Source organism: Sphaerisporangium sp. NPDC049003 (genome assembly GCF_043197795.1).
Classification (GTDB): domain Bacteria; phylum Actinomycetota; class Actinomycetes; order Streptosporangiales; family Streptosporangiaceae; genus Sphaerisporangium.
Window position 1 is genome coordinate 173,045 of record NZ_JBICTU010000005.1, and the last position, 12,162, is coordinate 185,206.

At 70.9% G+C, this 12,162-nt stretch carries 9 protein-coding genes and 1 riboswitch; of the genes, 8 read left to right on the forward strand and 1 reads right to left on the reverse strand.

The window, feature by feature from the left end; genetic code table 11:
* Positions 1-114: 114 nt before the first annotated feature.
* Genes ACGFIV_RS07340 through ACGFIV_RS07365 form a run of 6 tightly spaced genes read left to right on the forward strand, consistent with a single transcriptional unit; the run spans position 115 to position 7,816 of the window.
* Complete coding sequence (locus ACGFIV_RS07340; RefSeq protein WP_392832836.1) at positions 115-1,206, forward strand: LacI family DNA-binding transcriptional regulator; 1,092 nt, start codon at positions 115-117, stop codon at positions 1,204-1,206.
* Between the two features lie 24 nt (positions 1,207-1,230).
* Positions 1,231-2,496, forward strand: a complete 1,266-nt coding sequence (locus ACGFIV_RS07345; RefSeq protein WP_392832840.1) for an extracellular solute-binding protein — start codon at positions 1,231-1,233, stop codon at positions 2,494-2,496.
* Positions 2,496-3,467 (forward strand): carbohydrate ABC transporter permease, encoded by a 972-nt coding sequence (locus tag ACGFIV_RS07350; protein WP_392832844.1) that lies wholly within the window; start codon positions 2,496-2,498, stop codon positions 3,465-3,467. The genes ACGFIV_RS07345 and ACGFIV_RS07350 overlap by 1 nt, the downstream gene beginning before the upstream one ends.
* An 11-nt stretch (positions 3,468-3,478) precedes the next feature.
* The gene (locus tag ACGFIV_RS07355; protein WP_392832847.1) at positions 3,479-4,294 is read left to right on the forward strand and encodes a carbohydrate ABC transporter permease; all 816 of its coding nucleotides are present in this window, start codon (positions 3,479-3,481) and stop codon (positions 4,292-4,294) included.
* Between the two features lie 48 nt (positions 4,295-4,342).
* The gene (locus ACGFIV_RS07360) at positions 4,343-5,899 is read left to right on the forward strand and encodes a glucoamylase family protein (RefSeq protein ID WP_358560736.1); all 1,557 of its coding nucleotides are present in this window, start codon (positions 4,343-4,345) and stop codon (positions 5,897-5,899) included.
* A 45-nt stretch (positions 5,900-5,944) separates the two neighbouring features.
* On the forward strand, positions 5,945-7,816 hold the full coding sequence (locus ACGFIV_RS07365; RefSeq protein ID WP_392832851.1) for a hypothetical protein: 1,872 nt from the start codon (positions 5,945-5,947) through the stop codon (positions 7,814-7,816).
* A gap of 73 nt (positions 7,817-7,889) precedes the next feature.
* Here ACGFIV_RS07365 and ACGFIV_RS07370 read toward each other — a convergent pair whose 3' ends face one another.
* A complete protein-coding gene (locus tag ACGFIV_RS07370; RefSeq protein WP_358561077.1) occupies positions 7,890-9,311 on the reverse strand; it encodes a DUF234 domain-containing protein in 1,422 nt (473 codons plus the stop codon).
* Positions 9,312-9,526: 215 nt separating this feature from the next.
* Between ACGFIV_RS07370 and ACGFIV_RS07375 the strand changes: the two genes are divergently transcribed.
* Entirely contained in the window at positions 9,527-10,489 is a 963-nt protein-coding gene (locus ACGFIV_RS07375; protein WP_358561079.1) for a tripartite tricarboxylate transporter substrate-binding protein, read from the forward strand.
* A 22-nt stretch (positions 10,490-10,511) separates the two neighbouring features.
* Positions 10,512-11,735: an RNA ligase family protein gene (locus tag ACGFIV_RS07380; protein ID WP_358561082.1), complete on the forward strand. Its 1,224-nt coding sequence runs from the start codon at positions 10,512-10,514 to the stop codon at positions 11,733-11,735.
* A gap of 167 nt (positions 11,736-11,902) precedes the next feature.
* A riboswitch (cobalamin riboswitch) is annotated at positions 11,903-12,103 on the forward strand.
* The last annotated feature ends 59 nt before the right edge of the window (positions 12,104-12,162 follow it).

The following is a 12,162-nucleotide window of genomic DNA, read 5'->3' on the forward strand; positions in this document are numbered from 1 at the left end:
GCGTGGGTGTTTACATTTCGGTAATGCGGCGGCATACTCCTGAGACTGTAAGCGCTTCCACTGCCGTACTTCCGCAGTACCTCCGGTGGAAGCGCTTACACCCAGGAGGTAGTCATGGATGGACGAGACGTCTCGGCGGCGGGCGGTGTGACGATCTACGAGGTCGCACGGCGGGCCGGGGTGTCCATCGCCACGGTGTCGCGGGCGTTGCGAGGGACAGGGCCGGTGGCGGGGGCCACGCGCGAGAAGGTGATGCGCGCGGTCGAGGAGCTGCGGTTCACGCCGAGCCGGGCGGGGGTGAGCCTCGCCGAGGGCCGGCACGCCGCCAACGGCATCGTCTTCCCCAACCTGTCCGGGCCGTACTTCGCCGAGGTCCTCATCGGGTACGAGGAGGTGGCCTCGGAGCTCGGCCGTTCGGTCGTCATCCTGTCCACCAAGGGGCGTGACGCGATCAGGGATCTGGTGCGCGAGCTGGCCGGGCGGGTGGACGGCCTGGTGGTCTTCGGGAGCACCGTCCCCGACGACGTGATCGACGAGCTGGTCGCGTCGAGCCTGCCGCTGGTGCTCATCTCCCACGCCGAGAGGCCGGGGGCCGTCACCCTGCGCAGCGAGAACCTCGCGTCGGCCCGGGCGCTGGCACGCCACCTGCTCGGCCACGGCCACACGAAGTTCGCCTTCCTCGGCGCGCCGTACGCCACGGGCGACGACGTGGACCAGCGCTGGCAGGGCGTCCGCGAGGTGCTGGGGGACGCCATCGAGCCCGTACTGACCGCCGAGTACACCGTCGAGAGCGGCTACGAGGCCGCCCTCCGGCTGCTCGGCGCCGGAAAAAGGCCGGAGGCGGTGATCTGCTCGGACGACGAGGTGGCTCTGGGGACGATCCTGGCGGCCGAGGAACTGGGGCTTTCCGTACCGCACGACGTGGCCGTGACGGGCTGGGACGACATCATGGCCGCCCGTCACGCCAGGCCGGCGCTGACCACGGTGCGGCAGCCGATGCGGGAGCTCGGCGCGCTGGCCGCTCGCGCGCTCGACCAGCTCATCGCCGGAGTGAGCCTCGAAGACAGCCACCGCACCCTCGCCACCGAGCCGGTGATCCGCCGCAGCTGCGGCCCGCATTCCGAAGAAGAGGCGTACCGCGGCAAGGTGCGTCCCCTTGAGCAGCACCCGCAAGAGCCGCGTGCCGGGGAGTCGCGTCCTCGGTAGCCGCATCCCCAGGAGGTCATTGAGTTGAAGCCATACACCGCCAGTTCACTCGCCCTGGTCACCGCCGGGCTCCTCGTACTGACCGGCTGCGGGCGCGGGTCCGGTGGGACCGCGGAGAAGCCGACGGACGTGAACACCTCCGCCAAGGCGACCGGCACCCTGGCCGTGTGGGCCATGGGGTCGGAGGGGGAGGCGCTGGCCTCCTTCGCCAAGGGATTCGAGGCCGCCAACCCCGGCATCAAGGTCACCGTCACGCCCATCGGCTGGGACGTCGCACACGACAAGATCACCGCGTCGATCGCCGGCCGTACGACCCCGGACGTCAGCATGATCGGCTCCACCTGGATGGGAGAGCTCGCCAAGTCCGGCGCGGTGGACCCGACGCCGGGCAACGTCATCGACAAGTCGGCGTTCTTCCCCAGCGCGTGGGAGACGGTCGAGGTCAACGGCACGGCCTGGGGCGTCCCCTGGTACGTCGAGACGCGGGTGCTGTACTACCGCAAGGACCTGGCCGCCAAGGCCGGGCTCACCCCGCCCGCGACCTGGGACGAGACCAAGAGCTTCGTCAAGGGCCTGCAGAAGGCGGGCGCCGGCCAGGGCATGAACCTGAACTACACCACCGGCTCCTGGCAGGAGATCCTTCCGCTGGTCTGGCAGCAGGGCGGCTCCATCATCGGCTCCGACGGCAAGTGGACCTTCGACACCCCCGAGATGGTCAGGGCGCTGACCCAGCAGCAGTCGTACTTCAAGGAGGGCCTCGCCTCCAGCAAGGTCGATCCGGCCTCGTTCCCCGCGAGCTTCTTCAAGGGCGACGTCGGCGCCTACTACTCGGGCCCGTGGATGATCGCCGGGATGGAGAAGGACGGCGGCCCCGGTTTCGCTGACAAGTTCGACGTCGCGCCCTACCCCAAGGGCAGCGCGGGGGGCACGAGCTTCATCGGCGGCAGCGACCTGGTGGTCTTCAAGGACTCCAAGAACAGGGACGCGGCCTGGAAGTTCGTCCAGTGGCTGAGCGACCCGGCGACCCAGGCCGAGTGGTTCACGACGGTCAAGGACCTGCCGAGCGTCCAGGCGGCGTGGCGGCTTCCCGAGCTGACGGCCGACAAGCGCGTCACCGTGTTCGGCGAGCAGCTCAAGGACGCCAAGACGCCGCCTCCCTTCCCGACCTGGGACCAGATCTCCAAGGTGATCGACCAGGAGGTCGAGAAGGTGGCCCTCGGCAAGGCGACCCCGCAGGAGGCGGCCAAGGCCGTCCAGGCGCAGGCCGACACGGTCGGCACCGGCCTCTGATGGCCGCGCCCGCCGCGGGCCTGGCGACCGCGGACCGGTCCGGCCGCGCCCCTGACCAGGCGCGGGCGGGACGGCACCGTCCCCGGCCCGGGTTGAACCCGCCGAAGAAGACCGGCCATGCCTGGCTGTTCTCGGCTCCCTTCCTGCTGGTGTTCGGCGTGATGTACGCGCTGCCGCTGCTCGCGGGGCTGGTCATGGGGTTCACCGACATGCGCAGTACGGACGTGCGCGACCCCTTCGCGGTGAACTTCGTCGGCCTCGGCAACTTCGAGCGCCTGTTCCAGGACGAGTCGATGCGCAGGGCGGCGGCCAACACGCTGTTCTTCGTGGTCACCACGACGCCGCTGACGATCGCGCTCGGCCTGGCGGCGGCCATCCTGCTCAACTCGGGGATCACCAGGCTGCGCACGTTCTTCCGGCTCGGCTACTACCTGCCGTACGTCACGAGCATCATCGGCATCGCGGTGGCCTGGCGGCTGCTGCTGGACCCGCAGGCCGGCCTGCTCAACTCCCTGCTCAGGTCGGCCGGGATCGAGGGTCCCGCCTGGCTGCTGGACGAGCGCACTGCGCTGCCCTCGCTGGTCCTCATGTCGGCGTGGCGCAACTTCGGCTTCGACATGGTGGTCTTCCTGGCCGCCCTCCAAGGTGTGCCCAGGGAGCTGTACGAGGCGGCCGACGTGGACGGCGCCGGCGTGTGGGCGAAGTTCCGGAGCATCACGGTCCCGATGCTGCGGCCCGCGATCCTGTTCTGCGGCGTCTACAGCGCGGCCGGCTTCATGCAGTTCCTTGAGGAGCCCCTGGTGATGACCAAGGGCGGGCCGCTCAACTCGACGCTGTCGGCCTCGCTGGCCATCTACAACCAGTTCGGCTTCGGCAACTACGGCTACGGGGCCGCCGCGGCGACCGTGCTGTTCACCGTGATCGCCGCGTTCTCGTTCGCGCAGTTCCGATGGCTGCGGCCCAAGACGTGAGGAGCGCAACCGTGAAGAGGGCACGTACCGCGGTGCTGTACGCCGCGCTCACGGCCGGGCTGGTGGTCGTCGCCGGGCCCTTCCTGTGGACCCTGCTCGGCTCGTTCAAGACCGACGCCGAGATCCGGCGGGACCCGCCCACCTTCCTGCCCGTCCGCTGGATCACCGGCAACTACTCCGCGCTGTTCGAGCGGATGGACGTCGTCACGGTGACGGTCAACAGCGTGGTCGTCGCGGTGATCGTGGTGGGGTCCAACCTGCTGTTCTGCTCGCTGGTCGCCTACGCGCTCACCAAGCTGGACTTCGCCGGGGGACGGTTCGTCTTCGGCCTGGTCCTGCTGCAGATGATGGTGCCCGGCATCGTCCTGCTGATCCCGCAGTTCGTGACGGTCGCGAGCCTGAACCTGGCCGACACCTACGCCGGCATCGTCCTGCCCGGGCTGGTCACCCCGCTCGGGGTGTTCATGATGCGGCAGTTCATGGGCGAGATCCCCGACGAGCTCGTACACGCGGCCCGGGTGGACGGTTCGGGGGAGTTCCGCATCTTCTTCCGCATCGTGATGCCGCTCTGCAAGCCGGTCCTCGCGACGCTCGGCCTGATCACCTTCATGGGGTCGTGGAACGGCTTCATCTGGCCGGCGGTGGTCGCCCAGCACAAGGAGATGTACACGCTGCCGGTCGCGCTGGCGAGCCTGTCGAGCCGGGAGACCGTGCACTACGGGCTGCTGCTGGCCGGGGTGATCGTCGTCATCACCCCCGTCCTCCTCCTTTTCGTGTCCCTCCAGCGCTATTTCGTCCAGGGCGTGGCCACGGCCGGACTCAAGTGAGCGCCCTTCCCGTGAACGTCCGCAGCATTCGAGCGATCTGAGGTGCCCATGCGCAAGACAGTTCTGGCCTGCACGCTCGCACTCGGCCTCGCCGCCGCGATCCCCTCCGAGGCGCTGGCGCGCACCCGTACGGGCGAGCCGTCGCCCTCCCTCACAGGTCCGGCGGCCTCCCATACGGCGGTGCTGCGCACGTACGCCGCCGACACCTGGAAATCCATGGCCGCCATGGCCGACCCCGGCACCGGGATGCCGTCCGACAAGGTGTCGGGCGACCTTCGGACCCGCGCCAAGGTCACCTCGCCCACCAACGCGGGCACGTACCTGTGGAGCACCCTGGCCGCGAGGGACCTGCGGCTCATCGACCAGCGCGAGGCCACGGCGCGCGTCGCCAAGGTGCTCGACGCCCTGGGCAGGCTCGACCACGACACCGCCACCGGCCTGTTCTACAACTGGTACGACCCCGCGACGCTGGAGGTCGTCCACACCTGGCCGGAGAGCGGCGCACCCGTGCTGCCCTTCGTGTCCAGCGTGGACAACGCCTGGCTGGCCGCCGCGCTGATGATGGTGAAGAACGCGATGCCGGGGCAGGCGAGGCAGGCCGGGAGCGTTCTGTCACGGATGAACTTCGCCGCCTTCTACGACCCGGCCGCCCGCGCCGACGCGGGAACCGGCCTGATGACCGGCGGCTACTGGCCGGACAAGCCCGAAGGGTGCTCGCAGGAGACCGACTACGCGCACACGGGCACGACGGTGTACTCCACCTGTCACCGCTACGGCGCCATGTCCGAGACCCGCATCGTCACCTATGTCGCCGTCGCGCTCGGCCAGGTGCCCGCCACCCACTACTTCGGGCTCTGGCGCACCTTCCCCGACACCTGCGACTGGGGCTGGGCCGACCAGAAGCCGCAGGGAAGCTGGCAGACCTACCAGGGCGTCAAGGTCTTCGAGGGGACGTACGGCTATCGCGGCATGCGTTTCGTACCGAACTGGGGCGGCAGCATGTTCGAGGCGCTGATGGCGAACCTCGTGGTCCCCGAGGAGACGTGGGGCGCGCGGAGCTGGGGCCGCAACCATCCGGTCTTCGTCGCCGCGCAGATCGAGCACGGTATGAACGAGGCGAAATACGGCTACTGGGGCTTCTCGCCCTCCGACGACCCCAACGGCGGCTACCGCGAGTACGGCGTGGACGGCCTCGGGATGGACACCGACGGCTACACCTCCGACGAGGAGCGCACCTCCTCCGACCCGGGCTTCGGCGACTGCCGGCCCGCCAAGCCCGAGCCGGACCACTACGGGGACGGGGTGGTCACGCCTCACGCGTCCTTCCTCGCCCTGCGCTACGCGGGTGACAAGGCGCTGGACAACCTTGCACGGCTGCGGGCGAACTTCGACTCCTACGGCCCCGGCGGCTTCTACGACGCCGTGGCCGTGCGCAGCGGCAAGGTCGCCAAGGAGTACCTCGCCCTCGACCAGGGGATGATCATGGGCGCCCTCGGCAACGCCCTGGCCGGCGACGACCTGCGCCGCTACTTCACCCCCGGAGGGCCCGAGAGGCTCCTCAAGCCTGTCCTTGGCCTGGAGCGCTGGGACGCGCGGCTTCACTGACGGGCGGCGGAGACGCCCTCACCACAACCGATCGGGGAGAGTCACATGACCGAGTCCGCCCTCACGGACTGGAGAGAACGCATCTACAAGAGGTCGGGCGAGGCGGGCATGGCCGTCGGCGTCGTGCCCGCCGCGCCCACCGGCCTGCGCGCGTCGGCCGGCGCCGGGCAGGTCACGCTGGAGTGGGACCCCGTGGACGGGGCCATCGGCTACCTCGTCCATCGGGGCGCGGACGCGGCCGGGCCGTTCCTCACCACCAAGCAGCCCGACGTGGACGTACCGGGCGTGCCGGGCGCCCGGTACGTCGACACGGCGGTCACACCGGGCGAGACGGTCCACTACGTCGTCGCGGCCCTCGCCACGATGGACCTGGCCGGGCCGTTCTCGGCGCCCGTGGCGGCCACGCCCCGCGAGGGTGGGGGCGCGGCGGTGGCGGCCGCCCGCCGCGAGGACGGGGATGGGGCGGTGACGGTCCGGGTGGACGCCGCCGAGGTCACCGGGCCGCTGCCGCGCCCCTGGCGCGAGATGATCGGGTCGGAGCACCTGTCGCACCTGCTGAGCCGGGACGAGACCGGCGGGCGGCCCATCGGCACCGAGCTGGCCGGGGCGCTGCGCCTCGCGCACGAGGAGCTGGGCGTACGGGCGGTCCGCGCCCACGCGATCCTCGGCGACGACCTCGGGGTGTACCGCGAGGTCGACGGGGTGCCGGTGTACGACTTCACCGGAGTGGACCGGGTCTACGACACCCTCATGGGACTCGGCCTGCGCCCGGTGGTCGAGCTCGGGTACATGCCGCGCGACCTGGCCGCCGACCCGTCGAAGACCGTGTTCGGCTACAGGGCGATCATCTCCCCGCCGAAGGACTACGGCCGCTGGGGCGACCTGGTCCAGGCGCTCGTACGGCACCTCGTGGACCGCTACGGGTTGAACGAGGTGGCCGCCAACTGGTCCTTCGAGGTCTGGAACGAGGCCAACCTGGAGGTGTTCTGGAGCGGCACGCCGGAGGAGTACTTCCGGCTGTACGACGTGACGGCGGCGGCCGTGAAGAGCGTCGACGCCGGTCTGCGCGTGGGCGGCCCGGCAAGCGCGGCCAACGGCTGGGTCGAGGAGCTGATCGCGCACACGGCCGGCTCCGGCGCGGCGCTCGACTTCGTCTCCACCCACACCTACGGCAACGCCCCGCTCGACTGGCGGCCCGTCCTCGCCAGGCACGGCAGGGCGGGCACGCCGATCTGGTGGACCGAGTGGGGGCCCACCCCCACGCACTTCCACGGCATCGGCGACGGGCCCTTCGGCGCGGCGTTCCTGCTCCACGGGATGAAGTCGGCGGCGGGACGCGTCGACGCGCTGTCGCACTGGGTGGCCTCCGACCACTTCGAGGAGCTCGGCCGCCCGCCGCGCCTCTTCCACGGAGGCTTCGGCCTGCTCACGGTCGGCAACCTGCGCAAGCCCCGCTACTTCGCGCTCCGCCTGGCCGAACGGCTCGGCGACCACGAGCTGGCCACGCGGGTCACGGGCGACGTCGCCGGGGTCGAGGCGTGGGCGGCGCGTCACGACGACGGCCGCATCGGGGTGCTCGTGTGGAACGGCACGCTCAACCAGGCCCAGGCGGGAGGCGCCCCGATCCTCGAACGGCGCGTCACCCTCACCCTGGACGGGCTTCCCGCCGACCGTTACGAGCTGACCCACCACCGCGTGGCCGCCGGGCACTCCGACATCCAGGCCGTGTGGGCGTCCCTGGGCGGCGGCGACTGGCCGGACGCGGACCAGTGGGACGAGCTGCACGCCCGCGACACCCTCGACCACCTCCACCCCCCGGCGCCCGCGCACCCCACCTCCGGCACCCTCAGCCTCACCTTCGACCTCCCCATGCCCGCCGTCTCCTCCATCGAACTACGCCCGTCACGGGACGGCTGAACGCGGAACGCCCCCCCGCGCCACGGCCGGCGAACGCGTGTCACCCCGCGATGCGCGGGGTGACGCACATTCGTCACCTCCAGGCGCTCAGCAGGTCGTCGGGGACGATCGTGGGCAGCCCGTCGACCGTGGACCCGCTCCGGGACACCGCCAGCAGAGGGGTGGTGTCGTCCGCTCCCGGCAGCAGGGAGCGGTGGAGAACCAGCCGGGCGAGGTCGTGGCCGTCGAAGGGGCGGTTCTCCAGCCACTTGATCGAGCCGACGGCCGTGACGCGCTTGGCGACCGGCGCGCGATCGGCCGCCACGATGTCGATCTCAGGGTCGTTGGTGCGCGTCCAGTAGCCTCCGACCGCTCCGGTGCCCTCGGGAAGGATGCTGCCTGGCATCCTGAACAGGGCCTCCCGGACGACCGCCTCCACTGCCCGGCCCCGCCATGCCGTCCATGACTTCTTGATCCGCTGCAGCACCAGGTCGCCGCGACCACGCTCCACCTCCACGAGATAGGGGCCGAGCAAGCTCAGCCAGAAGCGCAGGTGCGGGTCCGCCACCACGTACCGCGTCTCCCTCGAAGGACGGGTGGAGAGTGGTACGAGGGCTTCGACCATCCGTTTCGTGGTGAGCAGGTGCAGTGCCCTGTTCAGTGAGGCCTGGGGCATGCCGCCCGCCGCCCGGCCGATGAGAGAGAAGCTGCGCTCTCCTGAGCCGATCGCGGTGAGGACCTGCCGCGCCATGGCCCCGGTGGGGAACTCCGCCACCAGGGCGCGCTCACCGCTCACCAGCAGGGCGGACGTGGGATCCATGACGGCGTCCCCGAGATAGTCGAAGACGCTGTCGCCTTCAGGCCATTCGTCGAGGACCAGCGGGAGCCCGCCGGTCACCAGATACGCGTCGAACGCGTCGGCGGCCGGCAGCGAGAGCATTTCGGCGACCTCGGCCGGATTGAGCGGGGGGATCACCATCTCGGTGGCGCGCTGGTGGAACGGACGGCCGTACTCGTTGAGCGCTTCCATCATCGCCAGGTCGGAACCGATGCACAGCAGCAGGACGGGGCGCTTCGACAGTTCCCGGTCGTAGACCTTCTGCAGGGTGCCCTCGAACCCCGGATCGTTGGCGATCAGGTACGGCATCTCGTCGATGACGACGACGCTGGGACGATCGGCGGGCGACGCCGCCGCGAGCAGATGCAAAGCGGCGTCCCACGTCCGCGGGGCCTGTTCCTGGAAGGCTTGGGCTCCCGGAAGTGAGGAAGAACGGGCGGCGTCGGTGAACAGCGCAAGATCGGCCTGGAGACTCGGCTGCGCGGAGGCGGTGAAGAACAGGTGGGGTACGTCGGCTCGCCCGATGAACTCCTCGGTCAGGCGGGACTTGCCGACGCGCCGCCGCCCGCGCATGAGCACCGCTCGGCCGGGACGTCCTGCCCGGCCTCCCGCCTCGGTCCGTGCGAGCATGCGCGAGAGCGCGGCGAGCTCTCCCCGCCTGCCGATGAATCCATCCATACGTCCTCGCAGGCACTCATAGGTGAAACACTCATAGATGAGAGTATCAAGTTTGAGTGTCTTAGACCTCGACCGGCGAGCGGCCGGGCCGGGCCGTGTGCCGAGGCTGACGCCGACGCGAGCCCTTTGGCCGGGAGGGCGCTCCTGCCGCACCTTCGTGTGTACATGGTCTGAAGTGGGCATTTAGCCGTATATCGGGGGAAAGGGCATGAACCATGCGTCGACGGGAGGTGCTCGCACTCGGCGCGGGGCTCGTGGCGCTGGCCGCGGGATGCGGGAGCACCACCGGTTCACGCTCGCTCGCCGCGACGCGGCTCTCGATGGTCGTCCCCGGGCCGTACGGGGGCGAGGCCGACCGGGTCGCGCGGGCCCTCGCCGGCACGGCCGAGCGGGCCGCGCTGGCCGGCCAGGTGCGGGTCGTCAACCGCCCGCCGCACGTCGCGCTGACGGAGTTCGCCCGCGCGCGGCGCGCCGACCAGATCCTCATGGCCGAGCCCGAACTGGTCGGCACCGTACGGACCGTCCGGCCCGCGGGCGCCTTCGCCAGGACCACGCCGCTGGCCAGGCTCTGCGGCGAGTGGGAGGTGCTGGTGGTCCCGGTGTCCTCGCGCCTCGGGTCGTTCGGCGCGTTCGCCGACGCGATGCGGCGCGATCCGGCCAGGCTGGCGGTGGCGGGCAGGGCCGAGGGCGGGATGGACCACGTCCTGTTCGGCATGCTCGCCCAGAGCCTCGGCCTGGACGCGCGTCTGCTCCACTACGTGGCCTACCCGACCAGCGACGAAGCGGTCACCGCGCTCTCGGGCGGGGGCGTGGTGGCGGCGCTCGGCAGCCATGCCGGGGTGCGCGAGCGCGTACGGGCCGGAGAGCTGCACGCGCTGGCGGTCTCCTCGCCCGACCGCATCCAGGGTCTGGACGCCCCGACGCTGCTGGAGTGCGACGTACACCTGTCCTGCGCCAACTGGCGCGGCCTGCTCGGTGCCGGTGACCTCGCCGACGACGACCGGGCCGCCCTCATCGGCCTGTGCCACGACATCGCGGACTCGGCGCGCTGGAGGGCGCTGTGCGCGCGGAACGGCTGGACCCCGCTGTACCTGGAGGGCGAGGAGTTCCGGCAGTGGCTGCGCGTGGAGTCCGCCCGGCTGAGCCGGGCACTCGGCGAGCTGGGCCTGCGCGCCTGAGCGGCCACGGCCGCCGGGGAGAGTGTCGAGGCCGTTCGCCGACGCCGACGCCGACGCCGACGCCGTCTCGGTCACCGGCACCAACCGCGTGGCAGCGTCGCGACCGCGTGCGTCGAGCCGAAAACCCTTGTCGTCGATGATCGGTCTGGCTCTACTCTGGCCGGGCGGTGAGGTCTTCGATACGGAAGGGTTGGTCATGGACGTCGAGTGGTCGGTCTACCCGAAGATGGCGCGGCGTGCGGGCCCTGTCCCGCACACCGGCGGCCCGTGGGTGGCCACCGAGAAGATCCACGGCGCGCATCTGGCGGTGGTGTGCGACGGCACATCGGTATGGCCTGCCAAGCGGCGGGTCCTGCTGTCGGAGGCGGAGCTCGACTCCTTCTTCGGGCTGTCGCGGATCTGGCCGGATCTGGCGGTCACGGCCGCCGAGATGGCCCGGTTCCTGCGTGGCCTGGAGGGGTTCGATGGCAACCTGGTGCTCTATGGGGAGTTGGCCGGCGGTCACTATCCGCATCCTGAGGTGACGGCGGTGCCCGGCGTCCAACCAGTGCAGACAGGCGTGTGGTACTGCCCTGATCTGGTATGGATCCTGTTTGACGCGGCCTTCGAGACCGAAGAGGGCGTCGTCTGGCTCGCCGATGACACCCTGCGCCAGGCGGCCGCTCGGGCGGGAGCGCGTTGCGTGCCGCGCCTCGCCGAAGGGGCGCTGTCCACGCTCGGCGAACTACCGCCGGCCTTTTCCAGCCGGCTCCCCGCACTGCTCGGGTTGCCCGCCTTGGCGGACAACCTCGCCGAGGGGCTGGTGCTCAGACCGGCCGGGCGCTGGAAGGCGAGCACGCGGGCCATCCCGCGTCCATTGGTCAAACGCAAGCATCCGCGCTTCGCTGAGGACTCCCGCTATCAGGGTGCCCGGCCGTATGTGCCGCCGGTCGAGGGAGCGGCAGGTGTCCCGGGATGGCTTGTCGCCGAGGCGGTCGAGCGGCTCACCCCGGCGCGTGCGGCAGCGGTGCTGAGCAAGCTCGGACCCGCCACCGCGATCGAACCACTGGCCGAGGAGATCCTCACCGACCTCCTCGACGACCTGGAGGAGGACCTCGGGGGCCTGGAACCCGGACAGCGCACCGCGCTGCGAGGCGCGCTCGCCACAGGCGTCGCGGCACTGGCTCGCATCGATCACGACCACCGTGCCGGGGGTCCCCCGGTCGCGGGGGATGGCGCGGCTGCCGGGGGACGCACAGGGCGATGATCCCGCCGCCCGGCGACGCCGCTCCGGCCGCAACCCCTCTCCCCCTCCAGAGCGCCCTCGATTTCGTGTCACGGTTCGTTGAGGAGGTAATCCATGGTGCGAGTGGCAGTAAGTAACGGCCCCTGACACAACCTGTAGGGGTTGTTGTGGCGGCGCCCACTACATGTAGGATCCTGATCGTTGCTGGTTCGCTCTGCGGAGCGAGGTAAGAGGGAACCCGGTGCGATTCCGGGGCTGCCCCGCAGCGGTGAGCGGGAACGACCGCCGTCACATGAGCACTGGGCAGCGGAAGGCCTGGGAAGCGACGGCCACTAGGCGTGAGAAGACGCCCGCGAGTCCGAAGACCTGCCGGTGACATGTCGTCCAGGCCTCGAGGGAGGGCCGCGGACGGGGTATCCGGCCTGCCCGCTCGGCGCGACGCCTGCCG

What these genes read in the sequence shown, in the direction of transcription:
- ACGFIV_RS07340 (WP_392832836.1), top strand. Translation starts at nt 115, where the DNA reads ATGGATGGACGAGACGTCTCGGCGGCGGGCGGTGTGACGATCTACGAG.
- ACGFIV_RS07365 (WP_392832851.1), top strand. Translation starts at nt 5,945, where the DNA reads ATGACCGAGTCCGCCCTCACGGACTGGAGAGAACGCATCTACAAGAGG.
- ACGFIV_RS07375 (WP_358561079.1), top strand. Translation starts at nt 9,527, where the DNA reads ATGCGTCGACGGGAGGTGCTCGCACTCGGCGCGGGGCTCGTGGCGCTG.
- ACGFIV_RS07370 (WP_358561077.1), bottom strand. Translation starts at nt 9,311, where the DNA reads ATGGATGGATTCATCGGCAGGCGGGGAGAGCTCGCCGCGCTCTCGCGC.
- ACGFIV_RS07350 (WP_392832844.1), top strand. Translation starts at nt 2,496, where the DNA reads ATGGCCGCGCCCGCCGCGGGCCTGGCGACCGCGGACCGGTCCGGCCGC.
- ACGFIV_RS07360 (WP_358560736.1), top strand. Translation starts at nt 4,343, where the DNA reads ATGCGCAAGACAGTTCTGGCCTGCACGCTCGCACTCGGCCTCGCCGCC.